Origin of the sequence: Mycobacterium adipatum (assembly GCF_001644575.1) — a bacterium.
Classification (GTDB): domain Bacteria; phylum Actinomycetota; class Actinomycetes; order Mycobacteriales; family Mycobacteriaceae; genus Mycobacterium; species Mycobacterium adipatum.
Genome location: NZ_CP015597.1, coordinates 75,474 through 90,056 on the forward strand (window position 1 = coordinate 75,474; position 14,583 = coordinate 90,056).

General features: G+C 65.9%; 16 protein-coding genes and 1 pseudogene. 4 read left to right on the forward strand and 13 right to left on the reverse strand.

Annotation, left to right across the window (positions count from 1 at the left end):
* Positions 1-4: 4 nt before the first annotated feature.
* Positions 5-292, reverse strand: coding sequence for a hypothetical protein (locus A7U43_RS28095; RefSeq protein WP_068004073.1), 288 nt, complete (start codon positions 290-292; stop codon positions 5-7).
* Between the two features lie 65 nt (positions 293-357).
* Here A7U43_RS28095 and A7U43_RS29480 point away from each other — a divergent pair, with 65 nt between their 5' ends.
* Positions 358-591, forward strand: coding sequence for a hypothetical protein (locus A7U43_RS29480; protein ID WP_082902503.1), 234 nt, complete (start codon positions 358-360; stop codon positions 589-591).
* A 178-nt stretch (positions 592-769) separates the two neighbouring features.
* Here A7U43_RS29480 and A7U43_RS28100 read toward each other — a convergent pair whose 3' ends face one another.
* The 10 genes from A7U43_RS28100 to A7U43_RS28145 all read right to left on the reverse strand — a co-directional run bounded on the left by A7U43_RS28100 (position 770) and on the right by A7U43_RS28145 (position 11,085).
* Positions 770-1,768, reverse strand: coding sequence for an IS481 family transposase (locus tag A7U43_RS28100; RefSeq protein ID WP_156526209.1), 999 nt, complete (start codon positions 1,766-1,768; stop codon positions 770-772).
* A 65-nt stretch (positions 1,769-1,833) separates the two neighbouring features.
* Positions 1,834-2,922: a DUF222 domain-containing protein gene (locus A7U43_RS28105; protein WP_082902504.1), complete on the reverse strand. Its 1,089-nt coding sequence runs from the start codon at positions 2,920-2,922 to the stop codon at positions 1,834-1,836.
* Positions 2,923-3,074: 152 nt separating this feature from the next.
* Positions 3,075-3,266, reverse strand: coding sequence for a ferredoxin (locus A7U43_RS28110; protein ID WP_024450559.1), 192 nt, complete (start codon positions 3,264-3,266; stop codon positions 3,075-3,077).
* Positions 3,263-4,468: a cytochrome P450 gene (locus A7U43_RS28115; RefSeq protein ID WP_024450560.1), complete on the reverse strand. Its 1,206-nt coding sequence runs from the start codon at positions 4,466-4,468 to the stop codon at positions 3,263-3,265. The genes A7U43_RS28110 and A7U43_RS28115 overlap by 4 nt, the downstream gene beginning before the upstream one ends.
* A 93-nt stretch (positions 4,469-4,561) precedes the next feature.
* On the reverse strand, positions 4,562-5,812 hold the full coding sequence (locus A7U43_RS28120; protein WP_068004080.1) for a dihydroxy-acid dehydratase: 1,251 nt from the start codon (positions 5,810-5,812) through the stop codon (positions 4,562-4,564).
* Positions 5,813-6,187 carry a hypothetical protein gene (locus A7U43_RS28125; RefSeq protein ID WP_068004083.1) on the reverse strand — a complete coding sequence of 125 codons (375 nt, stop codon included), beginning with the start codon at positions 6,185-6,187 and terminating at the stop codon, positions 5,813-5,815. It abuts the gene before it with no gap.
* A 1-nt stretch (position 6,188) separates the two neighbouring features.
* The gene (locus tag A7U43_RS28130) at positions 6,189-6,776 is read right to left on the reverse strand and encodes a hypothetical protein (RefSeq protein WP_068004084.1); all 588 of its coding nucleotides are present in this window, start codon (positions 6,774-6,776) and stop codon (positions 6,189-6,191) included.
* A 16-nt stretch (positions 6,777-6,792) separates the two neighbouring features.
* Positions 6,793-9,141, reverse strand: coding sequence for a hypothetical protein (locus A7U43_RS28135; RefSeq protein ID WP_231963891.1), 2,349 nt, complete (start codon positions 9,139-9,141; stop codon positions 6,793-6,795).
* Positions 9,142-9,926: 785 nt separating this feature from the next.
* A complete protein-coding gene (locus A7U43_RS28140; RefSeq protein ID WP_068004086.1) occupies positions 9,927-10,529 on the reverse strand; it encodes a hypothetical protein in 603 nt (200 codons plus the stop codon).
* A gap of 34 nt (positions 10,530-10,563) precedes the next feature.
* Complete coding sequence (locus tag A7U43_RS28145) at positions 10,564-11,085, reverse strand: hypothetical protein (RefSeq protein ID WP_068004088.1); 522 nt, start codon at positions 11,083-11,085, stop codon at positions 10,564-10,566.
* A 155-nt stretch (positions 11,086-11,240) separates the two neighbouring features.
* On the opposite strand from A7U43_RS28145, the gene A7U43_RS28150 reads away from it, so the two are divergent.
* On the forward strand, positions 11,241-11,528 hold the full coding sequence (locus A7U43_RS28150; protein WP_068004441.1) for a type II toxin-antitoxin system Phd/YefM family antitoxin: 288 nt from the start codon (positions 11,241-11,243) through the stop codon (positions 11,526-11,528).
* Positions 11,525-11,782, forward strand: a complete 258-nt coding sequence (locus A7U43_RS28155) for a Txe/YoeB family addiction module toxin (RefSeq protein ID WP_068004090.1) — start codon at positions 11,525-11,527, stop codon at positions 11,780-11,782. The genes A7U43_RS28150 and A7U43_RS28155 overlap by 4 nt, the downstream gene beginning before the upstream one ends.
* A gap of 139 nt (positions 11,783-11,921) precedes the next feature.
* Here the strand turns inward: A7U43_RS28155 and A7U43_RS30635 are convergent.
* A pseudogene (locus A7U43_RS30635) lies at positions 11,922-12,044 on the reverse strand (type II toxin-antitoxin system Phd/YefM family antitoxin); the annotation flags it as partial.
* A gap of 212 nt (positions 12,045-12,256) precedes the next feature.
* Positions 12,257-12,607 (reverse strand): hypothetical protein, encoded by a 351-nt coding sequence (locus tag A7U43_RS28160; protein ID WP_068004444.1) that lies wholly within the window; start codon positions 12,605-12,607, stop codon positions 12,257-12,259.
* Positions 12,608-13,084: 477 nt separating this feature from the next.
* On the opposite strand from A7U43_RS28160, the gene A7U43_RS28165 reads away from it, so the two are divergent.
* Positions 13,085-14,491 (forward strand): deaminase, encoded by a 1,407-nt coding sequence (locus A7U43_RS28165; protein ID WP_068004093.1) that lies wholly within the window; start codon positions 13,085-13,087, stop codon positions 14,489-14,491.
* Positions 14,492-14,583 lie beyond the last annotated feature (92 nt).

Consider the following 14,583-nt stretch of genomic DNA (forward strand, 5'->3'; position numbering starts at 1 on the left):
AGGCTCAGGGTGCCAGGCGGCGCAGATCTGCGATCGCCGCAGTGAGGTCCTCAGCCAGTCGCTCCGCGGAGCCAACATCCAACGGCCCATCAGCGTCGACGCTGATCGCCAAGTCGTAGAGGGTGCCGTCAGCACGCTGGAAGCCGGCCAACCGCACCGTCGCGACTTCCCCTCGCGGGGTCCCCAGGAAATACCGGAACCTCGCTCCGTCGTCGTCGGAGGTCTCCCACGGATCGACCCGCTCGGTCGGCACGGGCAGCAGGACAGCAGGGGCGTCATCGTCATTGGCCACGACGACGCAACATACCCGTGCCGGACCGCTGAAGCAGCAGGCGGCAATGGGCATAGCCTGGGGGTATGGGACCACAACCTGCGCTCGTCGAGACCGACGCACGCGGCCGCACGGCACTTCCCGGCCACCCCAACCAACGGTTCCTCATGCGAGTCAATGAGGACGGAAGCATCCTGCTGCAGCCCGCCCATGTCGACACCGCCGCCCAGCAGGAATACGACTCCAACCCCGAACTGCAAGCTCTTCTCGCCAGGGCCGCGGCCGCCCCTACAGCGCGGCGCACACGTCACCACCACTGAATGACCGGCCCACCGACCGCGGTGGACAGCCAAGCGCACAAGCAGGCGTGGACCGAAGTCGAGCGAACATGATTCATTAGGGCTTCGCGACCTGAACGCCGATATGACACGCGCGCCGCGCGACGCCCGGCTCGCTCACTGCCTCCGCGCTGCATACGGCACGCTTCGATATGGCTGCCTAGATGTGATGTCCAGGGAGGTTGGTCAGTCTGGTGACTGGTGGGCGGCCTCCGATGGCGGAGTGGGCTCGGTGGTGATTGTAGAAGTGCAGCCAGCCCGGTAGCGCGGTGTTGCGTTGGTCGGTGGATTCGTAGAACCGTGCGTAGGCCCATCCGTCGCCCAGCGTGCGGTGGAATCGTTCGATTTTGCCGTTGGTTTGTGGCCGATACGGGCGGGTGCGCTTCGGGGTGATGTTCAGTTCGGCGCAGGCGTCGCGCCAGGCGTAGGACACGTAGGCCGACCCGTTGTCAGACAAGACTCGTTCGACGGTGACGCCACGCTCAGCGAACCACGCCACCGCGCGGCGCAGGACACCGATTGCGGTGACGGCTTTCTCGTCGGACTGAATCTCGGCGTAGGCCATCCGGGAATGATCGTCAATGACTGTGTGCAGGAATGCAATTCCGATCCGGGGTCGCCAATTCCCCGCGCGTTCGCCGGTTCGATGCGCGGTCCGCTGTCTGTTGCGTCTGCCGTGCTCGCGGCTTAAGAACCGATGTCCGCCGCCGTCGGGGATGTTGGCGAACTTGGTGACGTCGACGTGGATCAGCGAGCCGGGATAGTCGTGTTCGTAGCGCCGCAGGGGTTCCCCGGTGACCCGGTCAATGTAGGACAGCCGGTTGATCCGGCACCGGGTCAGCACCGCGTGCACCGTGGAAGCCGGCACGCCAAGGCGCCCGGCGATCTGCACCGGACCCAACCGCTTGCGCCACCGCACGTCAACGATTCGTCGCATCACCTGCTGGCTGGTCTTGTTCGGACTGTGGCGCGGCCGAGAACTGCGGTCGACCATCCCCGCAGCGCCTTCGGCGCGGAAGCGGTCCGCCCATTTCTTGGCGGTTCGTGGGGAGACCATGAACATCTTGGCCGCTGCGGCGTAGGTCCAGCCCTCCTCGACGACGAACTGAGCGAGCCTCAAACGTGCACGAGGGGTCAAAGCAGCGTTAGCGTGGGACACGAAGGCCTCCTGGTTGATGAAGCGGTTCCTAGACAGCTCCACTTCACAACCGGAGGCCTTCTCTGTCACACAGACTCACCGATACGAATCGGGACAACCTCCCTGGACATCACACCTAGGTGCAGGGGCAGGCCGTTGCCGTCGAACAGCGCCAGCCAGGGCCTCGAGTGGGCGGCGAACTTCAGGACATCGGCGATCGGCAGCAGCGTGCCGCCGGCGGTCAGCCCGTGGCCGGTGCCCTTCTCCAGATCAGTCAGACTCACCGTGATCACGACATTCGCGGGCAGGCCGTTGATGGTCCCCGTCGCTCTGGTGAGCATCCGCTTGCACAACGCCAGCAGCGCATCGTGGTTGCGCTTACCCGCGGTGCGGGTGTCATTCCGCTTCTGCTCTTCGGTGGGTTCACCCTCGAGGCAGGGATTCTCGTCAGCCGGGTTGCACATCCCCGGGGCGGCGTTGCGCTGCATCAACGGCTCTAAGGTGGCCCACGCTTCCGGGGTCAACAAGCCTTCGAAGGGGCGCATCCCGTCGGGGCGTTGCTTGCCGACCCGGATGTAGGCCAGGGCTTGACGGTCCTCATCGGAGAGCTCGCCGTCCTGGTTGAGCAGATAGAGCATGTGCGCTGCGGCTATCCGGAACTCGGCGGGCCCGAGTTCGCAGGCATGCTGGGCCAACTGGGCCTCGACATTCTCCCGGGTCTGAAAGTCCACGAACCCGGGCAGCTCACGGAAGAACCACCGCAGATGCTTGATGTGCTCGGCGCCGATCAACCCCTGGGCCTGACCGCGGGCGAACATCGGCATCGAGGGCGTCAACGGCTCGCCGGTCAGCGAGGTCCGCGGCCCCAACGACGCCGCCTCATCCAACCGGCGGTGCGCCTCAGCGGTGGAGATCCGCAGCCGCTGTACCAGTACGGCGGCGTAACTCTTGGCGCCCAGGGATATCGGTGAGCTTTGGGAGGTGATCCGCTGATACACGCGGTGATCGAGCACTGGCTGCGCCCGGACCACCGCTTCGCGGCGCTGCTGCACGTCGAGTAACTCGGCATCGGTGAACGCGTCGATCGACAGCCGATTCATCTGCGCGGTCAAGGTTTCGATCTGCGCGAGGGCAGCCAGCATCGCCTCCCGATCGGCAATAGCTGACGTTCCCATGACTCGAACAATAGTGCGACCCACCGACAAGACTCAGCGCGGTGAGGCGTCAGATACTGAAGTGAAACACGGGTTTTCGCACATCGTCGAGACTGCACCCAGCGTGAGCGTCAGCCGAGCTTTATCACGCTGTGCGCAGTGTCAACGCTCGTTCACTCGACGATGCTCAGCGCCCCAGAGGGGCAGAGCTGCACGGCTTTCCGCGCGTTGTCCTGCTCGGCTGGGGGCACGTCGTCGACCAGCAGTACCACGATGCCGTCGTCGTCCTGATCAAAGACCGCCTCGCTGTTCATCACACAGACCCCGGCGCCGATGCAGACGTCGCGGTCGGCGCGCACCCTCACCAGGCCACCTGCAGCGACTGCAGCCCATAGATGAAGTGGAAGGACCGGAACGCCACGTCGTCGAAGGGTTCGTCGAGCCGCAGCGTCGGGAAGCGTTGCAGCAGAGCCGGAAACGCGATCTTCATCTCCATCCGGGCCAGCGGTGCGCCCAGGCAGTGATGGACGCCGTGGCCGAACGCCAGATGTCCCATCGCGCCGCGGCGGACGTCGAATACCTCCGGGTTGTCGATGAAGCTCGGGTCGCGGTTGCCCGACGGTAGTGAGACGACCACCAGCTGGTGCGCGGGAATCTGCACCCCGGCGATCTCCACCTCGTTGGTGGTGATGCGGGGGATGCCCGAATGCACGATCGACAGCCAGCGCAGCAGCTCCTCCACCGCCGGGCCCACGGCATCGGGGTCGTTGCGCACCAGGGCCAGCTGATCCGGGTGCTGCAGCAACGCCAGGGTGCCGAGGCCGAGCATGTTGGAGGTGGTCTCGTGACCGGCCACCAGTAGCAGGCTGCAGATGCCCACCAGCTCGTCGTCGGTGAGCTCGGATCCATGCTCGCGCACCAGCATTCCGAGCATGTCGTCACCGGGGGAGCGACGTGCGCCGGCCACCAGCGCCTGCATGTAGGCACGCCCGGCGCGCTGCAGCTCGAAGCGTTCCTCGATCGGGATCGACAGGTCGAGCTGCCGGCTGGTGCGGTGCTGGAAATCGTCGCGGTCGTCATACGGCACGCCCAGCAACTCGCAGATCACCAGTGACGGGATGGGCAATGCGAAGTCGGTGACGAGATCACTTGGTGGACCTGCCTTTTCCATGGCGTCCAGATGCTGGGTCACGATCTCGGTGATCCGCGGCTCCAGGCGCTTCATCCGGCGGCCGGTGAACTCGCCGGTGAGCATGCGGCGCAACCGGGTGTGCCTGGGTGGGTCCAGGCCCAGCAGGTTGCCGGACTGGGCGGCGCGTTGTTCTTCCTCGGACACCTCGGGTGCCCCGGGTACGACGAACCCTGGCGGGCGCTCATTGGAGAACCGCTCCGGATCGGAGAGCACCGTCTTGATGTCGTCGTGGCGGGTCACCAGGTACACCGGCATGCCGAAGGCGTTGATGACGGTGCGCACCCCCTCGGTCTCGCGGATCTCGCCGAGGGTGGGGATGGGGTCGAAGTCGACACGCTGCATGTGCAGCGGAGGTGAGGCAGGTGCCTGGGTCATGGTGTCGACGGTACACGCGAGGCTGTTGGGTCCGCGTTGGGAAAGCGTCGATCAGGCCGTTGACCAGGGCGGGATCGCCAAGAAGCCGCTAACTCACCAGCCCCCCACCCAGCCGTCGAAAATGGCGTCCGGCTCGTTTTCGGGCTGCTCGGAGCGGCCGACCAGAAAGTCGAAATCGCACCCCCGGTCGGCCTGCAGGACACGGTCGACGTACATGGCCGCGTAGCCACGACGCTGTCGATGGCGCGGGGGTGGCGCCTGGCGGGTGGCCAGTTCGTCGTCGGGAACCAGTAGGTCCAGCGTGCCGGCGTGGGCGTTCAGCGCGATGATGTCGCCGTCGCGGACCAGGCCCAGCGGACCGCCCGCGGCCGACTCGGGGCTGACGTGCAGAACACACGTGCCGTAGGCGGTTCCGCTCATCCGGGCATCGGAGATCCGCACCATGTCGGTGACGCCCTGGCGCAGCAGCTTGCTGGGGATGGGCAGCTGGCCCCACTCAGGCATGCCGGGGGCACCGCGCGGGCCGGCATTACGCAGCACCAGCACGGAATCCGCGGTGACGTCCAGGTCGGGGTCGTCGAAGCGGGCCATCATGTCGCGCATGTCGTCGAACACCACGGCGGGCCCCTGGTGCACCAGCAGGGCAGGGGTGGCCGCGCTGCACTTGATCACTGCGCCGGTGGGCGCCAGGTTGCCGCGCACCACGGCCAGGCCCTGCGGCGGCTGGAACGGGGCATCGATGGTGGCGATGACGTCTGCGGCGGTGGAGATGCCGGAGGGCAGGTTGTCGGCGACGGTCTTGCCGCTGACGGTCAGCGCGTCTGTGTGCAGCAGGGTCTCGATTGACTTCATCACCGCGGGGATGCCGCCGGCGTGGAACACCTGCTCCACCAGGTGCTCTCCGGCGGGCCGCACGTTCACCATCAGCGGTGTGCGCGCGGACAATTCGTGGAACCTGTCCAGGGTCAGCGGCACCCCGGCGCGGCCGGCGATGGCCAGCAGGTGCACGATCGCGTTGGTGGATCCGCCGACCGCCAGCATCAGAGTGATGGCGTTGTCGAAGGCCTCGGCGGTGAGCACGTGCGAGGGCCGCACTCCCTCGGCGGCCAGGCCCACCGCACGCGCACCCACCTCTTCGGCCACCTGCAACCGCCGCGAGTCCATGGCGGGCACCGCGGCGGCGCCGGGCAGTGTCATGCCCAGCCCCTCCACGATCGTGGCCATGGTGGAGGCCGTGCCCATCTCCGGGCAGTGCCCGCGGGACGGGCCGGCCGCGGCCTCGAGACGCTCGTAGTCGGCCATCGACATCCGGCCCGCCCGCACATCGTCGATGTACTGCCACACCTAGAAGTCGTCGACGGTCAACGAGCGCGGCATCAGCCACAGGGTGTCGGGGTCGCCGTCGATGAGGTGCGCGCCGACCATCTGCGGCCACGGCCACGGCAAAAATGGGAAGAACACCAGCTTGTCCTCGACGCTGTTGGCGCGGTCCAGACGCGGTTCGGCGATCGCCACCGCGGCCGTCATCACGGGCCGCAGAAGAATGTGTGTGCGCAGCAGCTCGAACCGCGTGCCGGGGCAATCCTGGGCCTGGTCCTTCCGGGTCGCCACGGTCGCGCCGCGCGACACCCAGTCCTGCCACCGCCGCGTCAACGACGCGATCGACTCCGCTGGGAAGTAGAACAGCAGCTCGGGTGTGGACAGCGCGGCGCCGGCCATGTCAGACCACCGGCCGTGTGCCCGACCCCGCTTCGGAGTTCTTTTGAATGTCGCTCAGTCGGCGGCGGTAGCCGTCGATCCTGCGGGCGACCTCGACTGCGTGACGCAGCTGCTCGCCGACGTCATCGCAGGACTGCAGGAACCCGGTGAAGCCAGCGACGGTGCGGTCCACCGCCGCCAGGTAGAACGCGATCGCCTCGCGCAAGCTCGCCCGGTCCGCGTCGCACTTACGTTGGGAAACTGCGAGAGCCTGAATCTCATCGAAAACCGTTGTCGCCGAATCGTACTCAGTCCCGTCGCCGACATCAGGCAACGCGGCCATCGCCGCGGCAGCGCGATCTACGTCATCGCCAGCGTCGAGAACATCCAGCCACGCGTTGATCCGGATCATCCGCTCACCCCACTGGCGCATGGCGACGAGCTGATCCGACGACAGGACCACGTTCACCGCCTGGAGGTAACCGCGAGCTGCCATGTCGACTACGCGCAGCGGGCCGTCACTGGTGACCTCGGGCACGTCATAGGTCTCGGCCATGGGCGGAAACGGCGTCTGCTGCAAACCTTTGAGATATGACCGGATCGCGTTCACGTCGGCGTCGCCCGCTCTATGCCGTGTTGGCGGCGGCGGGATGCAGCGGCGCCCCCGCCAACCGGGAGGCGTACAACAGATCCGCACAGCCATCGACCGAATCGAAATCGCGCAGGCACATCACGACCTCAGCGGCACGCGCCGTCGCCAACAGCCGGGCCGGCGGCTCCGCTCCGCCCTGACCGGCATTCTTCATCGCCGTCTGGTAGGCGATCAACGACATGAAACGTTGCTTCGCAACGTCGGCCCACAACGCGTCGCTGATGGGCTTGCGCTGCTCGAAAAGGTCGATGACCTGATCGGTGGCGCGCCCGCTCATCTGCGTCACACTGGCCGCCATCTGCGAATGCCGCGCCGCCACCTTCAACCGGTCCTGTTCGGTGAACCTGTTGACGACACTCCATTCCCACGGCATCGCGACCGCGCAGCGATGCGCCATCGACGGATCCGCGATTCCCTTGCTGGCCTGGACCTCTCGGGGATTCACACTGACCGGCCGCGCTCCCACTGCGCCGGCCCAGTCGATGACTTGATCCATCGGCAGCGTCGAAGCGACCGCCAACACCCGCGCGCCCGGCGCGGCCTGCTCACGCGCCTCGGCCTGCCGAACGATGGTCTCCAGCGGATTGGCGCCGCCCGCCTCCGCCGATTCGCTCCACAGCTTGTGCCCGACGATCGGGTCGGTGACCGCCAAGCGGACGTCCTGCGGGATCCGCACACCCAGCGGGATGTAGCTCGCGCCCTCACTGGTGGCCAGCCACGCTGAGATGGTGCCGCCACGCTCCCAGATCAGCGACGCCGCGTACTGGATGTCGACGTAGCCGCTGCCCATCGTCTGCGCGACCAGCGAGGTGATCACGTCCCGGCCGGCGTCCATCGCCTGATCGAAGATGACATCTCCGGTGGCACCGTCCGCGCCGATCCCACGAATGGACGGCCCCTGCACCGCCACCGGCGCCAACGAAGCCCCAGCAGAGGCCGCAGACGGCGCTGCGGCGCTACTGAGCGGTGCCGCGCCAGCGGCCGGCGACGTCGGCGTCGGAGCGGCAGCAGCGGGAGGAGCGCCGGTCACCGGGCTCACCGGACCAGGACCGCCCGCGGCCGCAGCCGGCGGCGGCATCATCCCCATCGGCGGCGCAGCAGCACTCACCGGACCACCCACAGACGCCGGCGTGGTCGTCGCCGCAGGACCCGCCGGCGCTTGCGCGGCGGCCTGCGCCACGTTGTGCGCCACGTTGGTGCCGATGTTCGTCGCGGCACTGACCGCATTGGTCGCCGTATTCACCGCCCCAGAAGCCATCCGCGCCGACGACTCAGCCAACCCGGAACCCAAGCTGGCCAGCCCCGATGCGCGCCCTGCCGCGTTGGCAGCATTGGCCGCCCCAGCCCCGTTCGCCGCCCCGGCCCCGTTCGCGCCGTTGGCATTCGCTAGCTGACTCGACTGCGCCGCACTCGCAGGATTGCTCGCCGCGCTCGATGACGCCGGCGACGACGACGCCGGCGACGAGCTGCCCGAGGACGCCGGCTTCATCATCTGTCCGAGCACAGACGCCGGATTACTACTGCCCCCACCAGAACTCGGCGACGAAGGCGTCGATGGCGTGGACGGTGTGGAAGGCGTCGAGGGCTTCGATACTTCGGTGGGGTCAGCTTTGTCGGGCTGCTTAAAAGCTGTCTGCTGAATGTTTCTGTCGGCCGCAGTCTGTGATTCGGATTTCGGCGCCTGTTGCTCCGGTGTGGCCTGCTTCGGATCAAGCGCGTTCCCAGTTAGATAGTCGACCTGGCGCACGCTGCCGTTCGTGTCCTGAGGCAGTCCTGGAGCAGGAGCAGCCGGCGCGCTGATCCCAGGGAGACCTGGCATGCCGCCCGCCTCGGGCAGTAGGTGATTAGCGAAGGGGGCGGCCCATTGAGAGATGTCGGTCGACAGAGCAGTCACCGTGGAGGCGCCCTGCCCGTCACGTGCTATGGCATTTGACTTAGCTATGGAAACAATCTTGGCGATGCTCGTCTGTAGTTGCGCCTCGATGGCGGCGATCGCAGCAGGAGCAATTAGCGGGGTGCTTTGTAGTGCAACGGCTTTGGCCTTTTCCGCGCTGTCGCGGGAAGTTTGGATGTCCTCCTCGGCCTGGTTCACGATCTCGACAAGATCCTGTTTGGTCGACTGCAGCTCATTCGCCGCCCAGTGGGCCTTCTTCGAGATATGGCGGTACGCCTCGATCCGATTCTGCAATGCGGTCTCGCGGCCTGCGGCGAGGTTGCGCGCCGCGTCGATGAACGCGCCGTCCATCGGGGCTAGAATCTGCTTGATGTCCATCTGGACATCGAGTTCCTTGAATAGCGTGTTTGCGGCCTGCGAGAACGCCATGGCGTAACCCGACCAAGACATGACACTCGACGCTGGCCACGACCCGGCCAGAATTTCAGCCGAGTGCTCCGTCATCGGCATCATGACCTCACCGAAAGCCAAGGCGCTGAATCCTTTCGGCTATGCCAGACGGACGCACAATGCGCCGGTCAGCTGAGTCGACTCGTTTGCCATCGTGACGGCGTTTCCAGTAATCGGATCACTTGTCCGGATTGCCTCACCAAGGACCCGAAGGGTGCGAACGCTTGTTCGTGCAGCTTCGGATAAGACAGGTGTGGCGCCCGGTGCGATACTTCCGTCGAGTGCCGCACTAGCCTGCGTATAAAGATCTGCCGCCCTGCGAATAGAGCTGGCCCACTGTGGATTCGACGTCGCAGCCGGATCTCCGACCTTTACATCAGGCGGCAGCACACTGAGGGCGTCTTGCGCAGACCTGATGAGATTGCCTGCCTGAACCCACCCGTCTTGGCATGTTTGACGGTCGGCCTCTGCGGTCGGCAAAGGCGCGGGCGCGGCAGGGGTTGGTGCTGCAACGGTGACCGTGACTGGTGAGCTGGTGACCGGGGCGTCTGACGGACCTGTATCCCGTGCGCTGAGGGTGATTGAGGCCGCGGCGACGCTGGCGATTGTCGCAGCGATGGCGCCGGCAGCCACAAGCACGGGCCAGCGCCGACCACGGGCTGGCCTCGCTGGGGGCGGCCCAGGCGGCTGATGAGGCGGCCAACCCGGAACGGGCGGTGGAGGTGGCGGAGGAAACGCCGTGTCCACACCAAAATGGTTCTGACTCATCGGCACAACCAATCAACAGCCTTCTGGCTCGCTTGGAAGACCGCAATCGCGTTGCCTGTGGCCGGGTCGAACGACTTGTAAGACTCGGAGAGAGCCCTCAGCGAGCTGACGGTGGTGTCCGCCACGGCCGCCAGCGTCGGGCTAGTACCCGGAGCCGTTTGAGCCGCGAAGGTTTCGGCGGCCTGGCCGAAGAGATCGCCGGCGCGCGTGAAAGCAGCTTTGTACACCGGGTTGTTCGGCGTGGCTGGGTCGTTGAAATCTACGCCGGGGGGCACGGCTGCAGCGCCGGCGGTGACGAGGGTGTCCGTTGTCTGCCATGCCCGGCAGGTTTGGGCGTCGGCCTGGGCGGCGGGCAGTGGCGCGGGAGCTGGTGGCGGCGCGGCAGTTTCGGTGACTGTGGAGGGTGCCGATGTGGCGGTGGTTGCAGCTTCGGGGGTGGTGACGGCGAAGGTGATCAGGGTGGTGACGAGGCCGCCGACGATGGCCGCGCCAGCTGCTGTGGCTGCGACTGCGGGCCAGCGTCGACGTGGGGGCTGCGGAGCCGGTGGGTACGGCTGCGGCGGCCACGTCTGGTAGGCCGGTGGCGGCGCGACTGACATCCTGTACTCCCTGGTCCGGTATCGACTTCTGTATCTAGATTGGCGCGACTCCGCCGGATACGCCAGCGCCGGGTCCTGCTCCCCCGCTGGCGCCACCCTGCGGCCACACGGGCTGCGGGGAGCCCCACTCGTCCAGCTCCCACTCACCGTCGTCCAGGCCCCATGGCCCGTTCTCGGGCATTGAGGGGCTGTAGCTCGCGGGCTGAATACCGTCGGCCGGCGCGATCGGGTTGATCTGCGGCATCGGGTACTCGCTCTGGGGTACCGACTCCATCTCCGTAGCGCCCTGAACGTCCTGCTGCTGAAGAACGGGGGGCGACTCCGTGAGCGCCGCGGACTGCTTGGTGGCCCAGGTGCTGTCGAGTGTGTCTACGTTGGACCTCAGTAGCTCGCTCTGCGCGCTCACTCCGGCCAGCGCTGCGTCGAGCTGCGACATCGCTGCGGGAGGGGGTGGCGGGATTGCACCGATCACGCTTGCGGCAAGCGTCTGCCCGGCTTTGCCGGCTGCTGAATGCAGCTGGTCGGTCTCGATGTCGAGCTTCGTTTTCGCGCCCATGGGTGAATTGTCCCAGCATCCGCAGACATTGGAAACAGCAATTGGCTGCTTAGGCTGGGTGGCGGCATCCGGCGTGTAGACGCTCGCCTAGTACTAGATAGTCGTACGGAATAGGTACGATTATTATGTACTGGTCCGAGTGGAAGGCTGGATGGATGTCTATCAGCGCAAGCGAAGCACGTCAGCGGCTGTTTCCCCTGCTGGAGCAAGTCAATACCGACCACGAGCCCGTCCGGATTACGTCCAAGGCCGGTGACGCAGTGTTGATGTCAGCGGACGATTACGACTCGTGGCAGGAGACCGTCTACCTGCTGCGATCTCCTGAGAACGCACGGCGGCTGATGGAGGCCGTCGCCCGAGACAAAGGTTCTCAATCTCCTAATTCGGTGGATCACGCGACGACGATCGAGGAACTCGAGGAGATGTCCGGCGGCCAGGCGTGAGAAGCATCCATTTCGACCCAGACGGATGGGACGACTTCCTGTACTGGCTGGCCACCGATCGGAAAACGGCGCGCAGGATCACGAGGCTGATCGCAGAGATTCAACGAGATCCGTTCAACGGCATCGGGAAGCCGGAACCGTTGAAGGGCGACCTCTCCGGGTACTGGTCGCGGCGCATCGACGACGAGCACCGTCTGGTGTACCGGGCCGACGCCAATGAGGTGAAGATCCTGAAAGCCCGCTACCACTACTGAAGTTCGTCTCGGTCGTCTCGGATGTGTGTGCGATGTAGTCGCGGTCAGTTGCCCAGTCGGGATCGGCGGGACCGGTGAAGACCTCGGCGACGTCACTCCATTGTCGCCAGGCGTGAGTGCGCACTGTGGCGGGGACGAGCTTGGCGATGGGCCGCCCTGCGACGGTGATGGTGATCTCTTCGCCAGCCTCGGCGCGGCTCGCCAGTTCGTCAGCGTGCTCGCGTAGTTCACGCAGTCCCACACCGTCCATGGTGTCCACCATGGCATCCGGCGCGCCGGGTGGTCAGTCGTTGTAGAGGCAAGCGGCGGTGCAGTAGCCAGCGGCCAGCACGGGATCCACAAGGGGTTGGCCGCAGCGGCGGCAGTTGGATCGGTGGCGGCAGGCACAGGTTGAAGGCCAGAGGTGGTGACAGCGGGCGCATTCAAGGGGTAGTGGGTCCTCGATGTAGAGCGGTGTCGCCGGTGGCCGCTTGGTCATGCGGCGTCCACACCGAAGACGCGGCTGCCGATCCAGGTGAGTCGCTCGGAGGGGATGTCGCCCGGTACGCGGATCTCGGGGTAGTCCGGCCGCCCTGGGGTGTGATCGATGTCGGTGAGGTCGGCTTCCCACAGGTCCCAGACGGGATGCTCCACGGCGAACCCGCCACCTTCTAGCGCTCCCCCGGACAGCCACCACGCCTGGGCCGCTGTCGGCGCCAGGCTGATCCAGGGGTTGCGGTGGTCGTCTTCGACGCCGTTGACGCTCGGGGCGGCTCCGATGACCAATCCGTGCATCCGGATGGAGGTGCGCCGTGTGATCGGCGACCAGTGGTAGGCGACTGGCATGTCCCGCACTGTAGGTGCCGGACGCGACACCGCCGCTGGTTCACCGGCGCGGTTCCTTGGAGCATCCGCCGCACCTGGTGCACGGTTCCGGCGCAGGGCCCAGAGGGGCGGTCTAGTTGGTGGCGCAGTTGGCGCGCCGTCTGGTGCAGTTCTCTGACCTGCGGCGCGCTAGCGGTGCACCGCGCCAGAGGCTGGCCGTGATCTGTTCGTGATGCACGGTGCATCACCGGGCTGGCCCACGGAACGATTGCAAGGGCCTCGTTGTGAGGGCCTCCTTGGGCACATGCCTGCGCTCGACGAGAGACGGAGAAACGGCGCCACCGCTGCCGACCGTTCCGCGGCGAGCGTTTGCGATACGGAGGATGCAGGCTTGTGCCTGTGCTTGCGGGTGGAGATAGTCGGGAGGCGGGGGCAGCTCGCCGCGGGTTGCACTGATGAGGTGGCCTCTACGTGATCTAGGTCGACTAAGCTGCCCCGGTGGAGCGCATTGGTCCTGAACTGGTCATCGGTTTGGTGTCGCCGGTCGGTATGGACACCAGTGACTTGGCGGGCAAGGTTCAGGGAATCCTGGCGGACTGCGATTACACGGCGGTCAATATCAAGCTTTCCGGGCTATTGCCGACTGAACCTGCGCCCGCGGGTGAGTCGGAGGATCAGAGGATCCGTCGGCTGATCCGTGCGGGGAACCAGTTTTGTAGGGATAACAATGAGGATCCGGCTTCGATCGCCCGGTTAGCGGTGGCGGCGGTCCGCGCTCAGAGGATCGCCCTGTATCGCAGTGACGGCGATACGCGGCCGGCTGCAGAGATCTTGCCCGGACGACCGCGCACGGCCTACATCCTGCAGTCGTTGAAACGGCGGGAGGAAGTGCAGCTGCTCCGGGAGGTCTACGGCAATCAGTTCGTGTTGGTCGGCAGCCAGAGCAGCGTTGCTGAACGCACCGAGAATTTGATGCAGCGCAACCTGTCGGCCAGCGACCCGGCGGGGAAGCGGCAAATTGTCGAGGAGTTGATCGGTGTCGACGCTGATGACCGCGAGCCTTTTGGCCAGAACGTCATCGACACCTACCCGCAGGCGGACTTCTTCGTCCGCAACAACGACCGAGGCGAGATCAACCGAATTGTGGGTTTGCTGTTCGGTGAGCCTGTCGAGCCGACTATCGGTGAGTATGCGATGTATGTCGCGCGTGCCAGTAGAGCGCGCTCGTTGGCGGCGAGCCGAAAAGTGGGTGCGGCCATCGTTGTTGGTGATGCGGTGGTCGCTACGGGCTATAACGACGTGCCCTACGGGCAGACGCCTGATGTGCAGCAAGGTGTGGATACCAGCGAGAGGTTCAAGAGGGACAACTTGCGCGACACGGTGCAGCGGTTGAAGTCTGCCGGCCTGCTCGCTGAGGGTCTGGAAGGTGACGGCGTTGATCAAGCCGCGGCCGCTCTGAAGGGCGGGGAATTGATGAGCGTTATCGAGTATCAACGCGCGGTGCATGCCGAAGCGCGCGCCATCGACGACGCGACCGTCCGGGGTGTGTCGCCTGCGCAGGGCACTCTGTATGTGACGACCTATCCCTGTCATTTGTGTTACAAGCACGCTCTGTCGGTGCGTTTGAGCAGGGTGGAGTACATCGAGCCTTACCCGAAGAGTCGGGCTGTTCGTATGTTCTCGGAGGGTGCCGAAGACAGGTTGAAGCCGTTTGCCGGGGTCGCCCCGCGTCGGTATATCGGAATCTTCGACGACCGCCCGGCTTTTATGTCGGACGCTTCTGGGATATTTCCTAAGCATGATCGGAGAGTCGCGCAGCCGCTGATTGGCGCCCAGCGTCAGGATGAGGACATCGCGGTTCTTGAACGCACCGCAATGAGCGGTCTGAATGAGGAGTTTCACTGATGGCATCACCGTTGTCCGGCTTGAACCCCGAAGACCGCGCCGCGCTGTCGAATTCTGCCCGAGATCTCAGCGACGTCGATGAACGCACGCGT

Bases quoted from the DNA above. Each gene is read 5' to 3' on its own strand.
- A7U43_RS29480 (WP_082902503.1), top strand. From the start codon at position 358: ATGGGACCACAACCTGCGCTCGTCGAGACCGACGCACGCGGCCGCACG.
- A7U43_RS28105 (WP_082902504.1), bottom strand. From the start codon at position 2,922: ATGGGAACGTCAGCTATTGCCGATCGGGAGGCGATGCTGGCTGCCCTC.
- A7U43_RS28115 (WP_024450560.1), bottom strand. From the start codon at position 4,468: ATGACCCAGGCACCTGCCTCACCTCCGCTGCACATGCAGCGTGTCGAC.
- A7U43_RS28125 (WP_068004083.1), bottom strand. From the start codon at position 6,187: ATGGCCGGCGCCGCGCTGTCCACACCCGAGCTGCTGTTCTACTTCCCA.
- A7U43_RS28135 (WP_231963891.1), bottom strand. From the start codon at position 9,141: ATGGCGTTCTCGCAGGCCGCAAACACGCTATTCAAGGAACTCGATGTC.
- A7U43_RS28140 (WP_068004086.1), bottom strand. From the start codon at position 10,529: ATGTCAGTCGCGCCGCCACCGGCCTACCAGACGTGGCCGCCGCAGCCG.
- A7U43_RS28145 (WP_068004088.1), bottom strand. From the start codon at position 11,085: ATGGGCGCGAAAACGAAGCTCGACATCGAGACCGACCAGCTGCATTCA.
- A7U43_RS28150 (WP_068004441.1), top strand. From the start codon at position 11,241: ATGTCTATCAGCGCAAGCGAAGCACGTCAGCGGCTGTTTCCCCTGCTG.
- A7U43_RS28160 (WP_068004444.1), bottom strand. From the start codon at position 12,607: ATGCCAGTCGCCTACCACTGGTCGCCGATCACACGGCGCACCTCCATC.